Origin of the sequence: Pedobacter westerhofensis (assembly GCF_900182595.1) — a bacterium.
In the GTDB taxonomy this organism is placed as follows: Bacteria; Bacteroidota; Bacteroidia; order Sphingobacteriales; family Sphingobacteriaceae; genus Pedobacter; species Pedobacter westerhofensis.
Window position 1 is genome coordinate 490,895 of sequence record NZ_FXTN01000001.1, and the last position, 25,156, is coordinate 516,050.

The following is a 25,156-nucleotide window of genomic DNA, read 5'->3' on the forward strand; positions in this document are numbered from 1 at the left end:
ATAAAACAAGCCACCATGAACGTACAATCAAACGAAACTATCCGCATTGGATATAGCTTATCCCTTACCGGGCCGGTGGCAGAAAATACAAAGTCTGCCAGGCTTGCTCACCGGCTTTGGGAAGAGGATATTAATCTCAAAGGGGGCCTTTTAGGCAAACCTGTAGCGTTGATCTGCATTGATGACCAGGGCGATGCCTCAAAGGTGCCTGAAATATACAAACGGCTTTTGGACCTGGAAAAAGTAGACCTGCTGTTAGGAGGCTATGGTACCAACACGCTAAAAGCATCCTTGCCTATCGTTATGGAACGCAAACGCATTTTGATCGGCCTGATGGGACTGGGCGTTAATGGTGATCTGCAATATCCTGATTACTTCGCAATGATACCCACAGGTCCAAATCCAAATACTGCATTAACCGAAGTTTTCTTTGAATTAGCCGCAGCACAAGAACCAAAACCATTAACAGTGGCATTGCTCACTGCCGATGCAGAGTTCTCGCGCAACCCGGTTCTGGGCGCAAGGGAAAATGCAGAAAAGTATAACATGACGATCATCCATGAGCAAACTTACCCGCTGTCAACTACAGATTTTAAACCCATCATAGCACAACTCAAGGAGATCAATGCCGATATTCTTTTTCTTTGTTCCTACCTGAATGATTCCAAAGATCTGATCCGTGCCATACACAACAGCAACTACCGGCCTAAAATGGTTGGCGGTGCCATGATCGGGCCGCAGAGCGCTGCTGTAAAAACCGAACTTGGCCCGCTCTTAAACGGATTTGTTAATTATGAATACTGGATGCCTGTCCCAAATATGGACTTCCCGGGCGTGGCAGATGTACTCCAGAGATATCAGGCGAGAGCTTCCGCTGCTAAAGTAGATGAACTGGGCTTTTATGTAGTTCCCCTGGCTTATGCACAATTGCAGGTTTTGGCACAGGCCATACGGGCTACCGGCAGCCTTGACGATGCTTTGCTTTCTGAATACTGTCGCGAAAATTCATTTGAGACCGTCATGGGAACAATAAAGTTTGGTAAGGGCGGTGAATGGGCAGCGCCCCGCGTGCTTCAGGTACAATTTCAGCATGTAGAAAATGGCGGGCTTGCTACTTTCCGTGACAACAGGATGCAGGTGGTTGTATCGCCGGAACCCTACGCATCCGGCAATCTGATCTATCCTTATGACCCTTCAAAATAGCTTCATCCCGATCAGGTCACAACAGGGCATTCCGCTGGTCAGTTTAAATTCTAATATGAAAAATATAACCGTCAAATCGCTGCAGGCCATTGGGAGTTTAAAGGATGTGCCTGATGATCAGCTGCAGTGGTTTATAGACCGCAGCCGCATTCTGGAATTACCTGCCGGGGCAAGCATATTCAAACCGGGCGAGCTGATACCCGGCCCCTTTATAATTATATCAGGAAAGGTGAGGCTGTGCATGCCCGCCGGGCAGGAGCTGCATGAGGTAGGGACCTACGAGGCTGGCGCTATCGGCGGAAACCTGCCCTTCTCCCGGGCTAAAGTTTCCAACGTGATCACTGAGGTGGCAGAAGACCTCATCTATCTGCAATTTCCGCTCAACCAGTTGGAGGAGATGATCCGGTCTCAATTCGGCCTCACACAGGCCCTGGTACATGTGATGGCCAACCGTATCCGGGAATACACCGCCTTTGAGCAGCAGAACGAAAAAATGATGGCTTTAGGAAAGCTTTCAGCGGGACTGGCCCATGAGTTGAACAACCCCGCTGCAGCCGTTGTGCGGGGATCTGTTTCATTAGTGAAACACCTGCAGCTGATGCCGGACGCTTTCAGGCAGGTAATGTTGCTCCGGCTGGATACAAGAGAGATGAATTACCTGACCGATAAATTGTCAGATGCCCTGTCAAAAACGGAAAAACCGGTACTGAGCATGATGGAGCGTTCCGCTTTGGAAGATGACATGCTGAATTGGCTGGATGACCACGTCACAGCCTTCGGGGCCGATACCGCGGAAAACCTGGTTGATTTTGGCTTTAGCGTGTCCGATCTGGATGAGATCAAAGCGCATATCCCTGCCGCAGCAATTTCAGCAGTGTTCAACTGGATCAGCAACTATCTGGTGACAGAAAAAATAGTGGTGGATATACATGAGGCTTCCGGCCGGATTGCCGGTCTGGTAGGTGCTGTAAAGACATTTACGCACATGGACCGCGGCTACGGTAAACAAAATGCAGACATCCATACCGGGATCCGCAATACGCTAACCATGTTACAGTACAAGATAAGAAATGGGAATGTGCAGGTTGTTGAAAATTTTGACACCAGTTTGCCAGAGGTAAATGCACTGATCGGTGAGCTGAACCAGGTGTGGACCAACCTTTTAGACAATGCCCTGGACGCTATGGAACCTAACCAAAAGGGCCAGCTAACCATTACCACCGGCCGCGCCAGGGATTGCCTGCGCGTCACCATTTCAGATAATGGGCCTGGCATCCCTGAAGATATTAAGAGCCGGATATTTGACCCCTTTTTTACAACAAAAGAAATCGGCAAAGGTACCGGACTTGGATTGGATATGGTGATGCGGATTATTAAACAGCACAAAGGTGCCGTCAAGCTGCAGTCCAAACCCGGGCAAACAGATTTCATTGTGGAGATTCCCATCAATGCATAGCCAATACTTATTTTAATGATCACCTTCTACCCTTCATAAGCTTATGAGCCTACCGATTATATTCTGTATAGATGACGATGCCCAGGTGTTAAGGGCAATTACCCGCGACTTAAAAAGCCGCTACCGCGACCGTTACCGCATCCTGAGTACCACAATTGTACAGGAAGCACTCAAGAGTTTGCTGGAACTGAACAATAAGGGCGATTCCGTTGCCCTATTCCTGTCAGATCAGCGCATGCCCGAGATGCAGGGGGTGGATTTCCTGGTTAATGCCATGCAGTATTTCCCGGAGGCAAAACGGGTACTGCTTACTGCCTACTCTGATAAAGATGCTGCAATTAAGGCGATCAATGAGGCAAAACTGGATTACTATCTTGTTAAGCCCTGGGACCCGCCAGAAGAAAAATTGTTCCCGGTGATCGATGACTTGCTCCATGACTGGCAATGTGATTACCATCCGGTTTTCAAAGGCATAAAAGTAGCCGGTTATCAATACGCTCAAGGTTCTCATGAGATCAAGGATTTTCTGGCCGGCAACCTTGTGCCCTACCAATGGCTGGACATGGAGTCGGATACAGAGGTGAAAAAACTATTGTCCAATAACAGTCTCAGCGAAGCGCAGTTGCCGATCGTATTCTTAGAGGATGGCGGGTACCTCAGCAAACCTGGCTTAGCAGAACTTGCCGGTCGTATTGGTATCAACCCGCGGCGGCAGCGGCAGGATGTTTATGATGTTGTAATCATTGGTGCCGGCCCTGCCGGACTGGCGGCCGGTGTGTATGGTGCATCCGAAGGATTAAAGACGCTGCTGATCGAGCGCCGTGCTCCGGGTGGGCAGGCCGGCACCAGTTCCCGTATAGAGAACTACCTGGGCTTCCCTACCGGTTTAAGCGGCGCCGAACTTACCCGCCGTGCCATGACACAGGCAACCCGTTTAGGCACAGAATTCCTGTCGCCCCAGGCAGTGCGTTCTATTGAAGAAAAGGATGGGTATAAAAGGATCATCCTGGATAACGACGAACAAATTATCACCCGCAGTGTGGTCATCACTACCGGAGTTGATTACAGAAAACTTGAAACTGCCGGTATTGCTGAATTTACGGGCGCGGGGATCTATTACGGGGCTGCCATGACCGAAGCCACAGCCTGCAGGGACAAAGAGGTCTATATTGTTGGCGGCGGAAACTCTGCAGGCCAGGCTGCCATGTACCTTTCTAAATTTGCCAAAAACGTTTATATGCTGATCCGTAAAGCGGACCTTACCGCAACCATGTCTGCTTACCTGATTGATCAGATCGCTTCAGAACCCAATATACATGTAAAACCAGGGACAGAAATTGCAGCTGCCCATGGTTCAGATAAGTTGCAAAGCCTCGACATAAGGACATTTGATTCTCAAAAGATCAGCAATTGCCCGGCAGACGCGCTCTATGTTTTCATTGGTGCCAAGCCTTTTACCGACTGGATCGAACTTAGCATCATCAAAGATGACAAAGGTTTCCTTGAAACCGGCCGCGATCTCAAGTCTCATACCGATTTCAACAAAATCTGGAAACAAAAACGTGATCCCTACCTGCTGGAGACAAGTTGTCCGGGAATCTTTGCTGCCGGCGATGTGCGGGCCGGTGCAATGAACCGCGTAGCCTCAGCCGTAGGTGAAGGTTCTATGGCCATCAGCTTTGTGCATAAGTATCTGGCGGAGGTGAAATAGCCTGCGGCTGCCGGTTTCATTATTTAAAATCAGCAATAAGTTACCCGGTAACCTCAGAGTTACTGTTACTTTAAGTTACAAAGTTTCTATACGACCATTGTTTGGCTTAGCTTTACAAAAAAAATAAAAAACATGAGCAACTTAAATAACGAATCAGTGACTGTTTCCAATGATACCGTCCGCGATTTTTACCACCGCTACGTCGCAGCTGCCAACGCGCGCGATTTTGATACGATCGATACATTAATGCATGATAGTATCCTGCTGAATGGCCAGCCAGTTCAAAAAGAAGAGGCACTTGCAGCTTTTAAATGGCTGACAGACACTGTTCCCGATTATGTATGGCATATCGAAGATCTTTTTGTAGATGGCAACCGCATCGCGGCCCGCTTGCGTGACACCGGCACACCTGCCAAAACATTCTTTGGCGCTGAGCCAACCGGTGCCTCCATAGACTTTACAGAGTTTGCATCTTACAAGCTCCGCGACGGCCTGTTTTCCGAGATGTGGTATTTACTGGATACTGCCAAAATAACGGAACAGCTAAACAAGTAATTTAAAAACAGTCCCGTGTTTAGTGTCTTACTAAACACGGAATTGTATGTTACTTTGGTAACAGAACAAACTGTTTACCAATCATCCTGTCAACATTGCGGCTGATCAACAATGATGGCAGGGTTTCATTTAAAAAATTGCCTTTCACCACCGGGCGGGTAGTTTATAACTATTCCCACCTCAACCGGGCTGCTCTTTTATACCTTTCAAAATTACTGTTAATCTATAAGTTAGAACACATTCTGAGCTGCCTGAACAAGCAAATTGAGCTGTCAAAGAAAGTTTTGATCACCCGGAATCACAAACTTTACGGCATAAACTCAAAATAAGTAAAATGGTTAAGATGGATAAAATACAACTGGGCAAAAATGGCCCGATGGTTTCTAAATTAGGCCTTGGATGTTTGCGGATGTCAGAAAACTTTGCAGCGCCGCTGAGCAATGATGCTGATAGCATTGCAACGATTCAGGCGGCATTAGACAGTGGCATCAATTTCCTGGATACCGGAGACTTTTACGGCAATGGGGCTAACGAACTGCTCATTGGCAAAGCCATCAAAGGACGCAGAAACGATGCTTTCATCAGTGTCAAGTTTGGTTCAGTGATGTATAACAGGCAATTTATAGGACATGACTTGCGTCCTATGTCCATTAAAAACTTTATCAACTATTCTTTGGTACGCCTGGGTATAGAAACTATAGATCTCTACCAACCTTCCAGATTGGATAACAGTGTTCCTGTAGAAGATGTGATCGGAACAGTTGCCGACCTCATCAAAGAAGGTAAAGTACGCTACCTCGGCGTTTCAGAGGTCACAACTGAACAACTTCTCGCTGCACATCAAACCTATCCGATAACTGCGCTGGAAGTGGGATATTCGCTGGCCGACCGTCAGATAGAAAATGACGTGCTACCACTTGCAAAAGAATTGGGAATTGGTGTTGTTGCCTTTGCTGTTACTTCTTAGAGATTGCTGACGGGCGACATGAAATCACCTTTGCCAGAAGGTGATTACCGCCGGATTTTCCCCCGTTTTCAAGGCGATAACTTTTTAAAAAACCTTGAAAAGGTTGAGCTGCTCAAGGATCTTGCTAAGGCAAAAGGACATACCCCGGCACAGTTGGCAATCGCCTGGGTAAACGCACAGGGAGATCAGATCATGCCCCTTATAAGTATGAGCAGCAGATCAAGATTAACAGAAAATATCGAAGCAATGCTGATAAGATTCAGTCCCGATGAAATGGAAAGCCTGAATCAGCACTTTTCGCATGGCGCTATAATCGGTAATACTTTCCTTCGCCGATAGATACTATATTCATTTAGTAATCGTATAGATGATATTATATTAATGATCAATCCTACTGAACTTAAGCCAGAGATACTATTTTTATCATTCATCTCTTCAAAGAGGAAGGAAAGAATAGGTTTTATTGAACACACCGCCCTGATATTCCAGGCCTCCGGACATTTCACTCTTGAAACTGCCGGCGAGCGCACATCTATGCAGCAGGGTGAAATCATGCTGGTGAAAAAGAACCAATTGGGAGAAATCACAAAGTTGCCCCTGGAGGGCCAGCAGTACCAAACAATCGTAATCTTACTGAAAGAAGAACTGTTAAGGAAAATTGCACTTCAAGAGCGGATAGAAAACGTGCCCAAATACAGCGGCCCTTCAAATATCCTTATTCCGGCAAATGATTATCTGCAGGGCTTCTTTCAGTCTGTAATCCCCTATGTTCTGCATGCAGATCAGGAGATTACGCAGGCACTGGGCATATTTAAAGTCAGGGAAGCCGTAAAATTGCTGCTTCACACCCATCCCGGCCTGCGAGATTTCCTTTTCGATTTTTCTGAACCTCATAAGGTAGATCTTGAAAAGTTTATGCTCAATAATTTTCAGTTCAACATCCCGCTGGAGAAGTTTGCAATCCTCACAGGACGAAGCATGGCGGGATTTAAACGTGATTTTAAAAAAACATTTAATATGCCGCCCCGGCAGTGGCTTCTGGAAATAAGATTAAACGAAGCACGGCATCTTATTGAAAAAAAGAACGGCAAATCATCATCCATCTATCTTGACCTTGGATTTGAAAGCCTGTCACATTTCTCCTCTTCTTTTAAGAAAAAATTTGGAAAATCTCCTACTGCCTGGTAAATGCTTGCCCGGGTGGTGATTATATAAGGGGACCCGGGACGCCTGACATAAATTTACCATTCTGTATTGCCATTTGATTGTGATTTTGTGATAAACAAATGGACAACAGACTATTGCGAAATTCTAGAAGATACAAACCAATACGCAGTATTGTCAATGTTTGTCAACAATTGACCAGTTTTTTTCATCGTGAATAAGTTTAATCATTGGATCTAAATTATGGAACTATTACTCCTGATTGATTTAAAAAACAGCTGGAAATCTTCAGCGAATAGCTTTGGCTCTTCCATAGCCGTAAAATGTCCCCCACGCGGCAACACCTTCCAGTGAGATACGTTAAGATTTCTTTCAACCCAACTTTTCACAGGTAACAAAATGTCATCGGGAAAGAGTGCAATAGCGGTAGGAACTGTTATTTTATTCATTGGTGGCAAACCATGGGTATTCTCATAATAAATTTGCGCAGAAGAGGCAATCGTATTTGTAACCCAATAAATCATAATATTGGTTAACAGGTCATCCACACTAAACTTATCCTTAAAGTCACCAGTATTCCCACTCCATGAACGAAATTTTTCTATAATCCAAGCCGCCAATCCAATTGGAGAATCAGAAAGTCCGTATGCTACTGTCTGTGGTTTTGTTGATTGTATATTCATATAGCCACCTTCCCCGGCTATCCATTGTTGGGCAGTCTTCTTATATTCCAACTCCTCAGGAGTAAGATTACTTTCATTGGCAGATGTTAAGATTTCACGAATAATTCCAACATCTGTGAGATGGATTCCAATCAGCAATTCCGGATAATTCAATGCCATATACCTAGTTACACCGGAACCAATATCACCTCCTGCTGCTGCAAATTTTGTGTAGTTAAGTTTTTCAGTCATTAATTTTACCCATAAATCAGCAATCCTTGAATTATTATAACCGCTGCTTTTGGGAGCTGAAGAAAATCCAAATCCTGGCAGCGATGGGATAACTACATCAAAAGAATCATTTGGATCTCCACCAAAGCTTGCAGGATCTGTGAGCAAAGGAATGATCTTATGATAACGAAGGAAACTGTCTGGCCATCCATGAGTAAGAATGACTGGTATTGAATTTGGACCTTTCCCTTTTACGTGTATAAAATGAATATCAATATCATCTACAGTACACTTAAATTGGGGATATTTATTTAAATTACTTTCCTGAGCACGCCAGTCATAATCGTTCTGCCAGTAAGAGATCAGGGATTTGAGGTAATCCTGATCAGTTCCCCGTTCCCAGTCGGGATTAATAATTTCACCTGGCCATTTTGACTTTTGAAGCCTTGATTGAAGATCCTCTAATATGTTATCAGGGATATTGATAGAAAACTTTTCAATTGACATACTAATTATAGCTGTTTGATATTTAGCACCTGATAATAAACATAGTTTATTGAAAAACAGAACGAATTTAGTACCATCAATATTATTAATTACATAAAAATGTGACCTCAGTTGTTAACACCAAGTTTCAAATCTGTCGGTCGCTATCAAGGTCAAGTCTCAACCTTCGCCTGATCTCACGAAATCTCATCAGGAGGACCTAATTAATAGAATTGATGAACCTCTCAATCAAAAATCAGTTAGTAAATGACGACTAATTTAAGACAATAATAACATCAATGTCAGCATTTCATTTTTATTTAGTTTGATCAACTAGGCCTTTTTTGAGGGCCTAGTTGATCAAACTAAACACTTCCTGATACTCACTATGCAACACCGTCAATCCCTGCACTGGATGTGCGCGCTTGTATCTGTTCCTTAACAAGATATTCAAAAGTGAATTTCGGCCGGTAACTGAGCATATCTTTCGCTTTATCCGAGCAGTATACCCGATCAATACTTTTAGGAAAAGTCCAGTGATTACGCTCATATAATTCAATTGCCTCAGGGTAATATTTAGCTATTACGTTTAATGCATCGCGTTTTAAATCGATCAGGTCTTCTTTTTGAAATGGTGAACCACTTGAAATGTTAAATATCTCAAATTGATCGAATTTATGATCCAATGCTAATCTTAATGCCTCAGCCCCGTCTTGCTCGTCGAGCCCGCGGTAAAGCCGATGGCTGAGCTTCAGGTCCTCTGGTTCAGGAAGAAAGCGGCCCACTCTATATACGGTTGCCTCTATTCTCTCCTTCTCAAAAAATTCCCGGCATAGTTCCTCGCATAATTGCTTGGTTATATCATAAATATCACGCGGCTGTATGGGGAGTTCTTCATCTACCCATACAGCCGCGTGGTTGTTAACCAGAGACTTACCGTAAATAGATGTGGTACTTGTAAACAGAAATTTGCTGATACCATTGGCTACGCATGCATTCAGAAGGTTCAATGTACCTTTAACATTTGTATCAACAAACTCTTCCCTTGAGTAATTTAAGTCCATATGTCTGCCGTGTAAAGCAGCAGTGTGTATAATTGCATCGAAGCCTTTGGTAATCTCCAGCAGCGTATTTTTGTCTTTTATATCAGCAATTAATTTAGTGGTTGCACTAGCTGATATGTCCAGGCCGGTCACCATATGACCAAAATCTGCAAGAAGCTTCACAGTAACACTACCTAATTTACCAGCTGAACCTGTTACCAAAACTCTCATATACTTGCAAATATGCAAATATTTAGATATTCACTTTCAAAGCTATATATGTGAATATCATTATTATAGTAGAGGCATCCTTTTTAAAAGGAATTGTGCCTCTACCTAATAAAATAGGTTTTGCTATGATAATGCTTTGCTGCTCAACTAAAATTTGCTTTTGATCAGTTTAGCGTACTACCGGATAATTCCCCCCATCGATATGGTAATTTGCGCCTGTGATATAAGAGGCTTTGGGAGAAACGAGGAAGTAAACCAGTTCTGCAGTCTCCACCGGATCGGCCATCCTGCCCAGCGGTATACCGCCCAAGCGGTTAAATAGATTTTGCGTCATTTCTTCTACCGAAATTCCTGCCTTCTTCGCCAGATCATTAAGAAAATAGGACATGGCCTCGGTTTTGTTAAGTCCGGGCGATACCGTTACCACCCTCACTCCCTGGGGCGCCACCTCATCTGAAAGTGCTTTGCTATAAGCATTAAGGGCAGACTTGGCAGAAGTATACGCCATGGTAGATTCCCATATTGGGAATTGCCCACTGGTAGATGAGATATGAATGATAACTCCACTTTTGCGAGCAAGCATCTGCGGAAGCAACGCTTTGTCTAATCTGACAGAGGAAAACAGGTTCACTTGGAATGCCTGGTCCCAATGTTCATCATTTAGTGTACTAAAGCCACCACCCGGAAAAGTGTTTGCGCCCATATTGTTGATCAGGATATCTACGCCGCCGAATTGTGCGGTAATCTCTTCCGCTACTCTGGTCACATCTTTCGTCAGGGACAGATCTGCCTCAATGAAGTGATAAGGCAACTCTGCATCATCCGGCTGATTACGTGCCGTAATGACTACAGTAGCACCCGCAGCTGCTAATCTGGCTGCAATGGCTTTGCCTATCCCTTTTGTACCGCCGGTTACCAGCGCTATTTTTCCTGCAAGATTTTGCTCAGTTTGTTGTTGATTATTCATATTCATGGAAATAGTTTACTTTTGTTTCGCAAAGAAACTAAAACCAAACCAGGCATTCTGGAATCTGCCAGATATTGGTGGTAACGCCAATGTAACTAAAGGCAATTAGTGGTAACATAAAGGAAACTAATGAGAAAAGCACTTCAAAACCCAGACAACTGTGCCGTTGTACGCACGATGGGATACATTGGCGGGAAATGGAAACCCATCGTATTGATTAGAATATTTACCGGTGTAAAAGTCCGTTTTGGTAAACTGACGGTGCAAATGCCTGATATTTCCAGGAAGATACTGGCACAGCAACTCAAAGAGCTGGAAGAGGATGGCCTAATTATCCGCCACAGCTATATGGAAAAGCCGCCGCGGGTGGAGTATGAACTGAGTGAATTGGGCAAAACGCTGATTCCAGTGTTGAAAGCGATGAACGACTGGGGAGAGCAGATGGAAAATCCGGGTGCATGTCCAACATGGAACCCTGTAATATAGCATGACCAGCGGTGCTATTGAGCTAAATTTAGTTTAAAGCATATCTATACAGTGAAACTGAAAACATCCGGAATCGATATGTTCGTTTCCTGTGGCGCCCACAAAAGCTTGGTAGTCCTTGAGGGCACCGGGCATAATCCCTTTTGTTACCGGCGGTTTCGGTGAACCGATTTAGTTTAATATATATAGTGACTTATAAACCATCCATGGTTGGTATTGCAGCATATAAAGTAACAGACCTCATATCTCATCAGCAGATTGTGTTCAGACTTGGATTTGATTATCCAACATACTTTAATAACACTTTCAGGAAGAAAACGTTTGAGATACCAAAGTCAGTAAGTGCAACCGCAGTTTGAGCAGTGATAAAGTAAAGCATTGCAGATAAATTGGTATACCATATGTTATCTGCAATGTGGTTATAGACTTTACAGCTTTGCTTTCCGATAAAATTACTTAAGAGCATAATTCGCGTAACCACCGTCAGCACGAATCTATATACCAGTGATAAAGCTTGCGTCGTCTGAGGCCAGGAATAAAACTACTTTTGCAATTTCTTCTGGTTCACCCATTCTCTGTAAAGCAGTTATTGATGCCAGATCCGCAACTATTTCGTCTGGAAACAGACTTACAGCTTCTGTGGCAACAGACACAGGGCTAACAATATTTACGCGTATTTTTCTTCCGGCAAGTTCATTTGCTGCTATCTGAGCTATTTTGTTCAATGCGCTTTTTGTAGCAGAATAAACACCTGAATTAAGCCTTGCTGCAGTTGCTGCACCTGAAGAAGTGAATACTACAGACGATCCTTCGGCCAGATGAGGAATAAGCTTCTGTAAAGTAAAATAATGCGCTTTAACATTCGTGTTAAATTGTGCGTCAAAGTCGGCTTCAGTGGTATGTTCGATCGGGGAAAATATGCCGATCCCAGAATTTAAATGCAGCACATGAATGTTGATCCCATTTTCTGAAATAGCTTTTTCTAAATCTGCGATTCCAGCAAGACTTGATGTGTCTGCAATAAGAGTTTTTAGTTTTGGATTACCGATTTTTAAAGCAGCTGGCTGAAGATTTTTTTCGCTTCTGCCAGTGATCCATACGTTTTCACCAGCATTAATAAAAGCCTCAGCTGTTGCAAGACCTATTCCTGTACTACCGCCGAGGATGACCACATTTTTTTCTGAAAATTTCATTTTCTTACTGTTAGATATTGTCTGGCAAACATAGGAGATCAATGGCGGCAAATGAATCCCCAATACCAGGGCTATTATTCAATTACCAATCACAGGATCTAGCCTCTGGAAAGAATTTTTCAAGACCGATACGTCATCGTTTAATGGAAAAAACCTTGAGGATCGCTTTTATTGTAGTCTTTCGCCAATTTTTGAGCATCAGGCGGTAAAGGGTTTCTAACGCAATCCTGCTCTTTTTATATTGATGATTTTGATATAGATCAATGTGAACCTGAATCCTGTCTGGTATTTTCGCAAAACTGTCTTATACTATGCTACCACCCTCAAATTCTCAAAGCGAAATTCAAAACAAGGAGAGCAACCTTACAAAAACACTGATTACTATATTCAGTATTATATTCCTCGAATTTCTGATCATGGGTATATCACTGGGGATTATACCCTCATATGTCCATGATACATTAAAATTCAGTAATGTCATCGTGGGCCTGGTCATTGGTTTACAGTATGCTGCTACCCTTCTTACACGTCATGTTGCGGGTAAGATGGCTGATACAAAAGGTGGAAAACGGTCAGTAATTACCGGGATTTTATTGTCCGCTTTCTCCGGGCTTTTCTGCGTGGCTTCTTACTGGTTCGAACTTACGCCTGTGCTCAGCCTGATCAGCCTTGTACTGGGAAGAATCTTATTGGGTGTTGGAGAAAGTTATCTCGTCATTGGCATTTTTGCCTGGGGATTTTCACTTGTAAGTCCAAATTATGTAGGTAAAGTAATGGTGTGGAATGGGATGGGAATGTATGGTGGTATGGCCTGCGGTGCTCCTTTGGGCATCTGGCTGACATCAGCATTTTCTTTACCTGTGGCTTTTTCAGGAATTATTATTTTCCCTGCCCTCAGTTATGCGGCGATGTTGTTATTGAAAACAGCACCTGTACCCCTGAATGTGCCGAGGCTTCCTTTTTATAAAGCAGTACATCTGGTTTGGCAATCGGGAAGCGGACTTGCACTGGCAAGCATTGGATTTGGTGGAATCGCATCTTTCATCACTTTGTATTTCATTCAGCATTCCTGGGAAGGAGCCTCTCTGGCACTTACAGCCTTTGGAGCAGGATACATTGTGATGCGCCTTTTCTTTGCGCATTTCCCCGACAAATTTGGCGGCGCCAGGGTTGCAATGGTTTCACTGTTAATTGAGATTATTGGACAGCTACTGATCTGGAAAGCACCTAATGCATTTGCAGGAATAGCAGGTGCAGGATTAACTGGAATAGGGATGTCGCTGGTTTTCCCATCTTTCGGACTCATAGCTGTGAAAAAAGTAACAGCCGAAAATCGTGGAATGGCCATGGCAGCTTACAACGCATTTTTTGACCTGGGCGTGGGTTTAACTGCACCAGTGGCCGGTTTAGTGGCCGGCACGGGCAATTACAGCAACATCTACCTGCTCGGCGCAGCAGCTGCTGTTTTGAGTGCATTATTGGCTTATTTCGAATACAAAAAAGGTGTAACAGAGGAAAGGAGAATTGAAACTAAACTTGCGTAGATTTGCAGGATGGCAAAAGAGGCACTGGCAGATTATATCAATAACATTGTTCAGCTCAGTGAGGAGCAGCTCCAGCTTGCCCTATCCTATTTCAAAGAATCCTCTCACAGTAAATTTGAACATTTAGTCAACGAAGGGACGGTTGGGCAATACATGAATTTTGTCACAAAGGGATGCCTGCGTATTTACTTTCTGCGCGAAGGCGGACAGGAAACAACACGCCATTTTGCATTTGAAAATCAATTTGCAACTGGCCTGGCAAGCTTCATTACGGAAAATCCCTCATTGGAGAATATACAGGTTATGGAAGATAGCGAGTTGCTGCGCATCTCGCGAAAGGACTTTTACTACCTGCTCAATGTCATCCCTGCATGGGAGAAATTCTACAGATTTTATCTCGAAAACGCATATATCAATAATCTTGAGATCTTCCACCGTGAAGTGACCAAAGATGCAGAATTACGCTACAAAGAACTGCTTGCCCGCAGTCCGGAAGTGGTAAGGCGGCTGTCCAACAAAGTTGTGGCTTCATATCTCAACATGTCTCCGGAAACCCTGAGCAGGATGAAGTCACGGTAGTGATGGTGTACTTCTACCTAAATCCTGCGTTTATCCATTTCTCAATCGTCTGCAGAGCCAGTATTGAAAACCCAGAATTACTACTGTTTAGATCATTTTTGTTTGCGGCATTACCAGCTGGCAGAAAAAGATGGTCAACGCCAGGGATAACTATTATTATCACATTATTCCCGCCGGCACCAGTTAATTTTTTCCAGTTCTCCAGGTTCATAAACCCAGTGAATGAATAGTCTGAAAGCAACGCTATAGTGGGACGTTAACATTTTGATTGCTATTATATCAGTGTTGTGGTGTTGCTGCTTCACTGTTTGCATTTTTCATCTTAACAGGTCTTACCAGTGTAGAGAAAGTAAGTGAACCCATCTTCCATTTGCCATTTTCCTTAAGGTATACTTCAGTTACCATAAAAGCATGCACCACTTCCTTGCCTCCTACTACCGCCAGAAGATCGATATCGTTCAAAAGGATCGCGGTATTCCCAAAAATATTAACTGAAGCACCATAGACTTCAGCCTTTTTGTACCAAATAAACCCATCTCTTATTGTATTGAGTTCCTGTGTTTTTCCCCAGCTTCCACCCATATGAACAAACACGCAGTTTTCAGCAAAAAGGTTTTTCAGTGACTCTACGTTTTTATCTGCCATCCACTTCCATTTGGTCTTAGACAGATCAAGTAATTCCTGTTCTTCTTTTACGCTGCTTGTTAAGGATGTTGCCGGCAATTTGGCTTGAGCGTGTGATAACTGTACTGTTGCGATGCTGAAGATCAATCCGAGTATTAAATTTTTCATTGTTGATTTTGATTATATTAAGTTCAGAGCTACTATTAAGTTCATACACAAATTTATCAGTAAGCCGCTGAGAAGATGTATACATCTTCGTGATATTTATACCATTTTTACCGGTGGGGACAGGAAATATTTGTCACCTCTTATCCGCCGATAGTGATCATACTGCGGTTATCTAATTTTCCAGTAACAATATCTTCAAATACACCGCTAAACTGACCTCCCAGCGCTTTCGCTTTAGCCATAATGGTTTCCGTAATCAATGGTAGTATATTTTCCCCATTGCGTAAAGGGCCAAGCAAATCAGTTTCACCCTTGGAGAAAAGACAGTTTTTAAGTTTACCATCGGCAGTTAAACGCATACGGTTACAGGTATCACAAAAAGGCGATGTCATGGTACTGATCACCGAGAAAGAGCCAACATGGCCCGGAATAGTAAAGCGCTTCGATGTATCGTTAGGCCGGGGAGTACCTGGTAACACAGTATATCCTGATTCGGCTCTGCTGATAATTTCTTTAAGTGTAAACACCTGATTACTGGTCCATTTGTTACCACTGAAAGGCATAAATTCGATGAAACGTATTTCTATATTGTGGTATTCCGTCAGCGCCAGAAAATCCAGTATTTCATCGTCATTCAAGCCCTTCATCACCACTACATTTATTTTTACATGGATATCATGTTCCAGCAACAATTCGATATTGCTCCTTACACGGTGGTAAAGATCGCGGCGCGTAATTTCATAGAACCTGGCGCTCTGTAATGTATCAAGACTGATATTAATTGATTTGACGTTGGCGGCGATTAGTTCACCAAGCAATTCATCTAGTCTGACACCATTTGTTGTGATAGCAAGCTCCACACCTAAGCTACCAAGCACTTCAATAATTTTGTGCGCATCCTTTCGAACCAATGGTTCGCCTCCGGTTAGCCTGATTTTCTTTACACCCTGCGCCACAAAGAGTTTTGCTATGGTTTCAATCTCATCTACCTGCATCAGCCTGGAAGCCGGGGCAAAGGCGTACTTTTCTTCAGGCATACAGTAAAAGCAGCGTAAGTTGCAATTATCTGTAAGCGAGATGCGGAGATAATCGTGCACCCTGCCGAAGCTGTCTGTTATCATCGTTGTTATTATTATCTGTTTGCGAAACAGCGTAAGTTATTATTCTGCTAATCAAAATGCTTTAACGAGCCCTGTTTCGAGAGCTTTCAAATAGCGCTTCTTATTAAACTCATATAAATCATCTGGACTATATGCAGCTACACGAATGTGATCAAGCGCACTGCCCTGATTTTTTTCTTTGCTTCAGTTTGGGGACTATTCATAGTTTTCCAATTTTTATTTTCTACTATTCATAATAGCCAGGAACAAAACATTCAATGGTACAAGACTAAGTTACCTGTTTGTGTACACGGATTAAAACAAAGCAAGTCAGATAAGTAATTTTGGTATAAACTTCCGTGATATGTATACTATCCTGATGAATAAAAGACAGGATATTTATAGTACCAAATTCTCAAACAAAACTATAGACAATGAATAGAATATTATTGGCAGTGATGTTGTTTTTCGCAGTTTCTGTGCGGTGCCAGCAAAAAACTAACATCGATGGCCCGACCGTTCGCACGGCCTCCGGCGTGTTAAGAGGTGTTAATGAAGGAAAGGTTTCCAGTTTTAAAGGAATACCCTACGCCGCTGCACCGGTAGGGATGAACCGCTGGCGCGCTCCACAGCCTTTTCCCGCCTGGCAGGGAGAACGTGATGCCTCAAAATACGGTGCCGACTGTGCACAAATGGGCTGGCCCCGTAATGGAACAGACATCTCAAAGACATCATCAGAGGATTGCCTCTTTTTAAACATCTGGAAACCTGCGGATGCAGCTGCGAATGCGAAACTACCCGTAATGGTATGGATCCACGGAGGCGGCTTTGTTGGCGGCAGCGGCGTGCAGCAGGATGGTGCAGGCGCTCCCTTTGCTGACAAGGGGGTGATCCTGGTAAGCATCAATTACCGCCTGGGCCGACTGGGGTTCTTTGCTTTTCCGGCATTAAGCAGGGAAAAACCTGATGAGCCTCAAGGAAACTACGGTTATATGGATCAGATTGCCGCGCTGAAGTGGCTGCAACAAAACATTGCTGCATTTGGGGGCGACCCGCGCAATGTTACAATTTTTGGTGAATCTGCTGGCGGCGTTTCCGTTCAGTCACTGCTTACCATTCCGATGGCAAAGGGATTGTTCCAGAAAGTCATTATTGAGTCTGGTGGTGGCCGTAATGGTGTGCTTACTGGCAGGCCCATTGCCAAAGAAAATGCGGACGCTTATTATCCGGTATCTGCAGAAACGATCGGCCAGAACTTTGCAAAAAAACATGGAATTGACGGAACTGATGCCGCAGCGCTGGAAAAACTCAGGGCACTTCCTGTTTCAGAAATTGTTGACGGAGGACAGGAAAACGACGCTGCAACAGGACTGCCAACTTACTCAGGACCTATCCTCGATGGTATACTGGTAACAGAAACTGCACAAAGTGCATATGAAGCGGGCCATCAGCCTCAGGTGCCGGTGATGATCGGCTCCAATAGCGCAGAAGTTCCCTCAGGTTTCGTGAATGCGAAGTCAAAAGACGAGTTGTTGAATCTCTTTGGCAAAATGAAGTCAGAAGCCAGCACGGTTTATGATCCCGATGGCAGTACTGAATTTGCCAAGATGCTCTCATTTGTAAATACAGATAAGGTATGGGCAGAACCTGCCAGGTTTACAGCCAGGGCATTTACTGCCAAAAAAACACCGGCTTACATCTATCTTTTCTCTTATGTATCCACTGCTGCAAAGCAATACATGAAGTACGGGGCGTCCCATGCTTCTGAAATTGCTTATGTGTTTGGTAAACCGATGAACCGCAATGGCGCAGCGGTTTCAGCAACGGATGAGCAGGTTGCAAAACTGATGAATACCTACTGGACAAACTTTGCTAAAACTGGCAACCCTAATGGCAAGGGATTGCCTGAATGGCCGGTCTACGACGCAAAAAAGAACGGGTTACTTGAATTTAGGGCGGATGGCTCAGCTATCGGCGGACCAGATCCTAAAATAGCAAGATTGGACCTGATTGAAAAGGCCGTAACCTCAGGCAACCTGCATTAACATCAACATTATATTAACTAAAATCATTACTTGTCATGAAAAAAAAACTGATCATTACCACTGCGTTTATTGCCGGACTTATACTGAATGCATGTGCCCAGGACAAACCGATTTTCCCAAAAGGTGAAATCGCAACAGTAGATAACCATACTGGCACAGTCTGGTTAACCGAACTGAACAAGCCCGATACAGCAATTGATATTGCCGTAGCCAGTGCAACATTTGCACCGGGGGCAAAACTCGACTGGCACATCCATCCTGCCGGGCAGATCCTGATGATAACTGAAGGCACCGGATATTACCAGGAAAAAGGAAAAGCCATACAGGTGGTTCATCAAGGTGATATCATCAAATGTGTTCCTGGAATTGCACACTGGCACGGTGCATCACCTAAAAGTTCCTTCGCCTATCTTGCTGTAAGTACAAACAGTGCCAATAACAAGACCGTGTGGCTGAAGCGTGTAACTGATACAGAATACAGCAGTGTCAAGTAATGAACACATCGATCAATCCAAACCTCAATCGAAAAAATCAACCTCAAATATGATGAGCTCAGAAAATTTTGAAAATAATAAATCAGGCCTTGCATTAAACCGTCGGAGCCTGCTGAAAGGCGCAGTTGCAATCGCTGGTGCATCTTTATTGCCCGATATAGCTACAGCTGCCCCTGCAACAGTCCTTAGCCATGCCCCTTCCCACCGCCGCAGGCTTGGCGGAACACTGGAAGTTTCGGCTATTGGCCTGGGCGTGCAGAACATGAGCCGGACGTACCAGACCACTGTTCCCTCCAGAACGGAAATGATCAGTATTATCCGCAAAGCACATGATCAGGGTGTCACTTTGTTTGATACCGCAGAGGCTTATGGCCCTTTCGAATGCGAACGCATCCTGGGTGAAAGTGTTGCGCCTTTTAGAAACAAAATCGTCATTGAAACCAAGTTTGGCTGGAATATCGATCAAAAAACCGGTCAGTTCCTCCCTGGTTTAAACAGCCGTCCTGAACATATTAAAGAAGTTGTTGAAGGCATGCTGAAGCGGCTTCGTACAGACCGGATCGACTTACTTTATCAGCACCGTGTAGATCCTGCGGTGCCGATTGAAGATGTTGCCGGAGCTGTTAAAGACTTGATCGCGGAGGGCAAAGTGCTGCATTACGGGCTGTCAGAACCCGGAGCACAAACTGTAAGAAGGGCACACGCCGTACATCCCGTTACGGCAATCCAGAACGAATACTCTCTGATCTGGCGGGGACCGGAAGAGGTGATCCTGCCGCTCTGCGAAGAACTGAATATCGGCTTTGTGTGCTGGAGCCCTCTGGGAGTAGGCTTCCTTACCGGAGCCATTGATGCAGGAACACGGTTTGCCCCGGGGGACATCCGTGGCGGCGAATCACGTTTCTCAGCAGAAAATTTACCGAATAACCTGGAACTGGTAACCCTCTTAAAAAAGTGGGCTGCGAAAAAACAGGCCACCGCAGGACAGATCTCCCTTGCATGGCTGCTGGCGCAGAAGCCCTGGATTGTTCCCATCCCGGGCACAACACAGATGGCGCATATGCTGGAAAATACCGCAGCAAATGAAGTGAAGTTCAACGCTGAGGAATTAAAGCAGTTCAATCAGGAAGTTGCTGCGATTACTGTTAAAGGTGCGCGGCTGCCCCAGGGCATACTCAATATGTCTAATGTTGAAGCAAGGGCGAAATAGTTAGCCTCTGCATTGACGCTGATCGTATATTTTGCGTAGATAGTATATAAATGAAAACCAAACCTACCTCCTATGAAAAAATACATTCTGCCAATTGTAGCCGGTTCCATCTTACTGGCCTCATCATGCTCAAAGAGCAATGATGATAATGAAACAACACAGCCGCCTGAAACTACCACTCCAGGTACTTCTGTTGAGACACAACCGCCAAATTCTACATACCGCCCTGCATTTGCAGGGCAAACGCGGATAGCTGCAGTGCGCAGCACAACGGCTTTCAGCTCCACTGTGCTGAGCACTGCACTGACAAGTCCATGGAGCATTGCCGCCCTTCCGGATGGCCGTTTCCTGATTACTGAAAAGGCGGGTAACATGCGCCTGGTGACAGCCAGCGGACAAGTTGGTAATCCTTTAACGGGAATTCCGGCCGTAAACAGTGCTGGGCAGGGCGGCTTGCTTGGCTTATGTGCCGATCCTGCTTTTGCCACCAACCGCATGGTTTACTGGTCTTATTCTGAAAGGGTTGCTGACGGGAATGTACTGGCAGTGGCCAAAGGCCGTCTTTCTGCCACCGAAACGGGTATGGAGAATGTAACCGTGATCTATCGCGCCACACCTGCATATTCCGGCACCAACCAATATGGCAGCCGGGTAATATTTGACCGCACCGGAAACCTGCTCGTCAGCAGTGGCGACCGCTCAGATCCGGGAATCCGGGTACAGGCACAGGCACTGAACTCCGCAATTGGCAAGATCGTCAGGATTACTACCGACGGGCAACCGGCAGCCGGCAATCCATTTACAGGACAGGCAGGTGCCCGGCCGGAGCTGTATTCTATAGGCCACAGGAATGAACATGGCTTAGCCATACACCCGGTAACAGGAGATTTATGGGAGGGCGAACTAGGTCCCCGCGGCGGAGACGAGATTAACCTGATACGTCCGGGGGCCAACTACGGCTGGCCAGTGATTACATACGGGATAGATTACAGCGGGCAGCCGATAGGTAATGCGATACAACAACAGACGGGCATGGAGCAACCTGTGTATTACTGGGACCCGGTAGTTTCACCAAGTGGAATGACCTTTTACAAGGGCAGCAGAATACCGGAATGGGAGAACAACCTTTTTGTAGCTGCATTGAGCGGAATGCATATCGTAAGGCTGGTGATCACTAACAACCGCGTAACTGGCGAAGAAAGATTACTGGTAGCTGAACAGCAGCGTTTCAGGGATATTACCCAGGGGGTAGACAATGCCTTATATGCGATTACGGACGCGGGCAGGTTATACAGAATTGACAGACAATAGTATCAATCCTTAATCAACTGCCAAGGATCCCTGAATATTCGATCATTTTGGTCAAGATTATAGAAAAACCCATAATTTAAATTCCTAATCAGATAAAATGCCAGATCAACTGTTCCGCCCTGACATAAAAAAAGATCCGCAAATTAGATTGCGAATCTTTTTTTATCCCATTTCTAAAAGAAGAAGTTATCCTGGGTCAGGATTTGAGCCCTTTATTTAACGGGATTGAGCCTTGATTCAATAATCGGTGCTTTTACTCAATTCCGACCAGTCTTCCAGTTCCTGTTGCTGACTGTTTAGCTCTTCCCTGGTGAGCTTAATGGCATCACTGCCCAGCAGCAAGCGGAAAGGAACTTTGTCGCCTTCTGTAATTTTGATCATCGCCTGCGCAGCTTTCTGCGGATCTCCCTGCTGTGTACCACTGGTTTTATCATTTTGTTTTCTTCTGGGACCTACTGTGTCCTTATAGTCGTCAATTTCCTTTGTTGCACCTTTTAATGAACGGCCGGCAAACTCAGTTCTGAATGCTCCGGGTTCAATAACCGTTACCCGTATACCTAAAGGTGCAAGCTCTTTTCTCAAAGCATCAGACATTCCTTCTACTGCAAATTTTGCTGCAGAATAATAACCAGAACCAGGGGCAGCATAACGTCCGCCTATTGAAGAAATATTCATGATCGTTCCCGATTTCCTGCTTCTCATACCTGGCAATACAGCCTGTATCATGTGTACTGTACCAAAAAAAATGGTTTCCATCAGCTGACGGATATCCTTGTCCTCCCCTTCCTCAACTGCAGCACGGTAACCATAGCCGGCGTTGTTGATCAGCACATCCACAGCGCCGAATTTCTCTTCGCCCTGTCTGATCACTGCTGCAATCTGTTCCTGATCTGTAATATCCACTGCGGCAGCAAGAGCTGTTTCAGGATAGGCATCAGTAATTTCTCTTAAACTGTCTATATTCCGGGCTGTGATCACAGCATTATAACCCTGTGCTAAAACTTCTTTGGCTAATGCCAGTCCCAAACCACTGGAGCATCCTGTAATCAACCAGGTTTTATTTTGTGTTTTCATGTTTTTATTGTTTGTTTTTCATTGTGAGACGGAACCTTTAACGAATACAGATTATACCTTGTTTCCGATCATTGTTTAGCCAGAAAGATTTTTACATGTATTGGCGAATATCATCTGTTAAGATTTCCAAGCACTTTCCTGCCGGCATCAGCATCTGCAATCGCGGCAACATCCGCGACGATATCCAGCATATGTGAAAGCTGATCTGTTGTCAGACCATTATGCCTGGCAAGCCCCATGTGAGACTGCAGTTGTGCTTCTACACCGCCCAGGCTTGTAAGAGCTGATACTGTGACCAGTTCACGGTCCTGATTACTCAGAACGCCACGGCTAAATATGTCCGCAAATAAATGCTCTTTAAGGAATACCTCGATAACTGGCACGAAAGCCGCATAACCGGCTTTAGGTCCTGTTTCTGGTTTCCCACTTAAAGTTTCCAGGTTTTTTTTGCCTAACTCATATTTATTGACATTACTGCTGAGGTCGACAGGCTCGGTACCGACAGGGTCCTTGATATTTTTCGCCTTGCGCTCGTTCATTACTGTGCTGAAAGTATTGATTGCATTCAGGCTTCTGGGAAAACCACAATAAGCATATAACTGAACAAGGATTTCTTTTATCTCATTGACTGTCAAACCTGTATCAAGTCCTTTGTTCAACTGAAATTTTAAAGCGGGCAGGTTGCCCTTTGCAGTCAGTGCGGCAATGGCGGCAATGCCTTGCTGACGCTGATCCAGAAACTGTTTGGTGACTGCAGCAGTTTGTCCCGACAGGTAAGTTTCATCATCCACTTTTCCCAGCCAGATCACAGTGCCCTTATCTGCATTAGGACCTATCGCAGTATGTGTCATCCGCTGATCAGGCGAGGCGCCATGCCAGTGCTCAACACCGGCCAGGCAAGTTACGATATCCCCTTGATGGAGAACCTGCTTAGCTTTTCCTTTCTCCTGGTAAAATGCCGTTCCTTCGGTAATCAGAAGAATCTGACCTCCGCCATGCGAATGCCAGTTGGTCCTCGCACCAGGCTCAAAACTCACACTTCCCACTGAGCAATCCAGGCCGTTTTTCGCATCAGTATACATCTTTACGGAGGTATTGCCCGTAAAATGTGAGCTTGCGTCCGTTTGGTTGCCCACACCGGATTTGCTCTTTGCACTCTTATCCTGTGCGTCTGTAATTATGGTCATAAAAATCGCTAAAAATGAAGTGCCGGCGACGCGTATGATTGATTTTTTCATTTGATAGAATTTGATAGTTATTAATTACTTAATCAACTTCAGTTTTTGCAGCCAGGACTGTACCTGTGTGCTTACCTCCACTGCCTTCTTATCTTTGATCACAAGCAAAACACCGTCCCTTTCTATTCCTCCTTTTGTTGAATAACCTTCAAGCACGGTACTGTTAGGCGCCATTTCTTTGACTGTATCAAAGGTGCTGCCAATCCCATAACCTGCATTGCTGTTAAATGGGATAATAGTTTTGCCGCTAAGATCATTGTCCTTTAGAAAACTTTTCATAGGTGGGGGCAATTGCATCCCCCAGGTAGGAAAGCCAAGAAATATCAGATCATACTGCCCTATATGGTCGATTTTTGTTTTCAGCGGCGGAAGATATCCTGTTGAATTTTCGTTGGCCACCTGGTCAACTATTTTCTTATAATTTTCCGGATATGGCGTTACCAGTTCCAGGGCCACCAGTTTTCCGCCGGTTTTTTGCTGAATGATTTCTGCAATTGCTTTTGTATTGTTGGTTCTCGACAAATACACGATCAACGCCTTTTTATTTTTCAGCGAATCTGAAATGTTGGCTGAAGTATCTGAACTGTTTTCCAAGGTATCTGTTTCTTTCATTTGGGGATTTGTTTCAGCACTGGATGCGCTCTTGGATTTTGAACATGCAGAAAGCATCCCGCAGCTCAGGCTTAAGATAAAACTCAAAGTGATGATATATTTCATGATACTGCAGATGTATAAAGTGATGATTTAAAATCAGTAAAAAGATGGTTTCCCCCAGTTGGTATCCGGTTCACTTACACCCAGGCTGGTCCTGTAGAATTTATCAGAACTATCCTCAATAATATCAAAGATCAATTGTGATACGGCTTCGCGGGTAACCTGAGCACCTTCAAAAGGCTCGCCTTTTTGTGTGAGCATATAGTTAGTCTTCCCGGCTTTGTTATACAGCCACGTAAGGCGCAGGATGGTGTAATTTAGCTGATCGATCTCCAGCTGACTTACTGAGTCGGCCTGTTTTCGAATCTGCTCATTGCCTACCATTTTTTTGTTCCACTTTCCGAATGCCCCCGGAACTTCATCATATATGCCAAGAATTGATGCTGCAATAATACGGTCTATGCCAGCAGCATCCATAGCTGTTACAATAGATGAAACGGCTTTTACGTCGCCCATGGAATTAAGATAAATGATATCCACGTCTTTCATAGCTGTTTTTAACAATTCCGTATCTTTGAAATCTCCGTCTACAATTTTTACCCTTTCCGGATTCGTCACCTTAAGTCTTTGCTGTCCGTTGCGTGCAAAAAGTATAATCTGATGATCTGTCTGGTTGATCAGCTGATCAGTCAGCAGCCGGGCAATTTGCCCGGCTGCTCCTAAAATTAAAATATTCATGGTTATAGATGCCTGTGAATTG

At 44.5% G+C, this 25,156-nt stretch carries 23 protein-coding genes and 1 pseudogene; 13 read left to right on the forward strand and 11 right to left on the reverse strand.

The window, feature by feature from the left end; genetic code table 11:
* Positions 1-15 precede the first annotated feature (15 nt).
* From FN831_RS02040 to FN831_RS02065, 6 genes and pseudogenes are all read left to right on the forward strand, one after another.
* Positions 16-1,203: an amino acid ABC transporter substrate-binding protein gene (locus FN831_RS02040; protein ID WP_142526516.1), complete on the forward strand. Its 1,188-nt coding sequence runs from the start codon at positions 16-18 to the stop codon at positions 1,201-1,203.
* 55 nt (positions 1,204-1,258) lie between these two features.
* A complete protein-coding gene (locus FN831_RS02045) occupies positions 1,259-2,659 on the forward strand; it encodes a sensor histidine kinase (RefSeq protein WP_142526517.1) in 1,401 nt (466 codons plus the stop codon).
* Positions 2,660-2,702: 43 nt separating this feature from the next.
* Positions 2,703-4,370: an FAD-dependent oxidoreductase gene (locus FN831_RS02050; RefSeq protein WP_142526518.1), complete on the forward strand. Its 1,668-nt coding sequence runs from the start codon at positions 2,703-2,705 to the stop codon at positions 4,368-4,370.
* Between the two features lie 132 nt (positions 4,371-4,502).
* Positions 4,503-4,925: an ester cyclase gene (locus FN831_RS02055; protein WP_142526519.1), complete on the forward strand. Its 423-nt coding sequence runs from the start codon at positions 4,503-4,505 to the stop codon at positions 4,923-4,925.
* A gap of 409 nt (positions 4,926-5,334) precedes the next feature.
* Positions 5,335-6,231: pseudogene (locus tag FN831_RS02060) on the forward strand (aldo/keto reductase).
* A gap of 42 nt (positions 6,232-6,273) precedes the next feature.
* A complete protein-coding gene (locus tag FN831_RS02065) occupies positions 6,274-7,080 on the forward strand; it encodes a helix-turn-helix domain-containing protein (protein ID WP_142526520.1) in 807 nt (268 codons plus the stop codon).
* A 212-nt stretch (positions 7,081-7,292) separates the two neighbouring features.
* On the opposite strand, the gene FN831_RS02070 is transcribed toward FN831_RS02065, so the two are convergent.
* The 3 genes from FN831_RS02070 to FN831_RS02080 all read right to left on the reverse strand — a co-directional run bounded on the left by FN831_RS02070 (position 7,293) and on the right by FN831_RS02080 (position 10,676).
* Positions 7,293-8,456, reverse strand: a complete 1,164-nt coding sequence (locus tag FN831_RS02070; RefSeq protein ID WP_142526521.1) for an epoxide hydrolase family protein — start codon at positions 8,454-8,456, stop codon at positions 7,293-7,295.
* 365 nt (positions 8,457-8,821) lie between these two features.
* The gene (locus FN831_RS02075) at positions 8,822-9,709 is read right to left on the reverse strand and encodes an NAD-dependent epimerase/dehydratase family protein (RefSeq protein WP_142526522.1); all 888 of its coding nucleotides are present in this window, start codon (positions 9,707-9,709) and stop codon (positions 8,822-8,824) included.
* A 169-nt stretch (positions 9,710-9,878) separates the two neighbouring features.
* On the reverse strand, positions 9,879-10,676 hold the full coding sequence (locus FN831_RS02080; protein WP_142526523.1) for an SDR family oxidoreductase: 798 nt from the start codon (positions 10,674-10,676) through the stop codon (positions 9,879-9,881).
* A 129-nt stretch (positions 10,677-10,805) separates the two neighbouring features.
* Here FN831_RS02080 and FN831_RS02085 point away from each other — a divergent pair, with 129 nt between their 5' ends.
* On the forward strand, positions 10,806-11,162 hold the full coding sequence (locus tag FN831_RS02085) for a winged helix-turn-helix transcriptional regulator (RefSeq protein WP_142526524.1): 357 nt from the start codon (positions 10,806-10,808) through the stop codon (positions 11,160-11,162).
* Positions 11,163-11,656: 494 nt separating this feature from the next.
* Here the strand turns inward: FN831_RS02085 and FN831_RS02090 are convergent, their stop codons facing one another.
* On the reverse strand, positions 11,657-12,355 hold the full coding sequence (locus tag FN831_RS02090; RefSeq protein WP_142526525.1) for an SDR family NAD(P)-dependent oxidoreductase: 699 nt from the start codon (positions 12,353-12,355) through the stop codon (positions 11,657-11,659).
* A 311-nt stretch (positions 12,356-12,666) separates the two neighbouring features.
* Here FN831_RS02090 and FN831_RS02095 point away from each other — a divergent pair, with 311 nt between their 5' ends.
* Positions 12,667-13,899, forward strand: coding sequence for an MFS transporter (locus FN831_RS02095; RefSeq protein ID WP_142526526.1), 1,233 nt, complete (start codon positions 12,667-12,669; stop codon positions 13,897-13,899).
* Between the two features lie 9 nt (positions 13,900-13,908).
* Positions 13,909-14,478 carry a Crp/Fnr family transcriptional regulator gene (locus FN831_RS02100; RefSeq protein WP_142526527.1) on the forward strand — a complete coding sequence of 190 codons (570 nt, stop codon included), beginning with the start codon at positions 13,909-13,911 and terminating at the stop codon, positions 14,476-14,478.
* A gap of 13 nt (positions 14,479-14,491) precedes the next feature.
* On the opposite strand, the gene FN831_RS02105 is transcribed toward FN831_RS02100, so the two are convergent.
* The 3 genes from FN831_RS02105 to moaA all read right to left on the reverse strand — a co-directional run bounded on the left by FN831_RS02105 (position 14,492) and on the right by moaA (position 16,391).
* A complete protein-coding gene (locus FN831_RS02105; protein WP_142526528.1) occupies positions 14,492-14,689 on the reverse strand; it encodes a hypothetical protein in 198 nt (65 codons plus the stop codon).
* Between the two features lie 68 nt (positions 14,690-14,757).
* Complete coding sequence (locus tag FN831_RS02110; RefSeq protein ID WP_142526529.1) at positions 14,758-15,270, reverse strand: nuclear transport factor 2 family protein; 513 nt, start codon at positions 15,268-15,270, stop codon at positions 14,758-14,760.
* Between the two features lie 140 nt (positions 15,271-15,410).
* Positions 15,411-16,391, reverse strand: coding sequence for a GTP 3',8-cyclase MoaA (gene moaA / locus FN831_RS02115; RefSeq protein WP_142526530.1), 981 nt, complete (start codon positions 16,389-16,391; stop codon positions 15,411-15,413).
* A gap of 413 nt (positions 16,392-16,804) precedes the next feature.
* Here moaA and FN831_RS02120 point away from each other — a divergent pair, with 413 nt between their 5' ends.
* From FN831_RS02120 to FN831_RS02135, 4 genes are all read left to right on the forward strand, one after another.
* The gene (locus FN831_RS02120) at positions 16,805-18,415 is read left to right on the forward strand and encodes a carboxylesterase/lipase family protein (protein WP_221931238.1); all 1,611 of its coding nucleotides are present in this window, start codon (positions 16,805-16,807) and stop codon (positions 18,413-18,415) included.
* 35 nt (positions 18,416-18,450) lie between these two features.
* Entirely contained in the window at positions 18,451-18,909 is a 459-nt protein-coding gene (locus FN831_RS02125; RefSeq protein WP_142526531.1) for a cupin domain-containing protein, read from the forward strand.
* Positions 18,910-18,958: 49 nt separating this feature from the next.
* Positions 18,959-20,119, forward strand: a complete 1,161-nt coding sequence (locus FN831_RS02130; protein WP_142526532.1) for an aldo/keto reductase — start codon at positions 18,959-18,961, stop codon at positions 20,117-20,119.
* Between the two features lie 72 nt (positions 20,120-20,191).
* On the forward strand, positions 20,192-21,430 hold the full coding sequence (locus FN831_RS02135) for a PQQ-dependent sugar dehydrogenase (RefSeq protein WP_142526533.1): 1,239 nt from the start codon (positions 20,192-20,194) through the stop codon (positions 21,428-21,430).
* A gap of 237 nt (positions 21,431-21,667) precedes the next feature.
* Here the strand turns inward: FN831_RS02135 and FN831_RS02140 are convergent, their stop codons facing one another.
* From FN831_RS02140 to FN831_RS02155, 4 genes are all read right to left on the reverse strand, one after another.
* The gene (locus tag FN831_RS02140) at positions 21,668-22,504 is read right to left on the reverse strand and encodes an oxidoreductase (protein ID WP_142526534.1); all 837 of its coding nucleotides are present in this window, start codon (positions 22,502-22,504) and stop codon (positions 21,668-21,670) included.
* Between the two features lie 110 nt (positions 22,505-22,614).
* Positions 22,615-23,742: a cupin domain-containing carboxymuconolactone decarboxylase family protein gene (locus FN831_RS02145; RefSeq protein WP_142526535.1), complete on the reverse strand. Its 1,128-nt coding sequence runs from the start codon at positions 23,740-23,742 to the stop codon at positions 22,615-22,617.
* Between the two features lie 24 nt (positions 23,743-23,766).
* On the reverse strand, positions 23,767-24,459 hold the full coding sequence (locus tag FN831_RS02150; protein WP_246101297.1) for a flavodoxin: 693 nt from the start codon (positions 24,457-24,459) through the stop codon (positions 23,767-23,769).
* A 33-nt stretch (positions 24,460-24,492) separates the two neighbouring features.
* Entirely contained in the window at positions 24,493-25,134 is a 642-nt protein-coding gene (locus FN831_RS02155; RefSeq protein ID WP_142526536.1) for an NAD(P)H-binding protein, read from the reverse strand.
* Positions 25,135-25,156 lie beyond the last annotated feature (22 nt).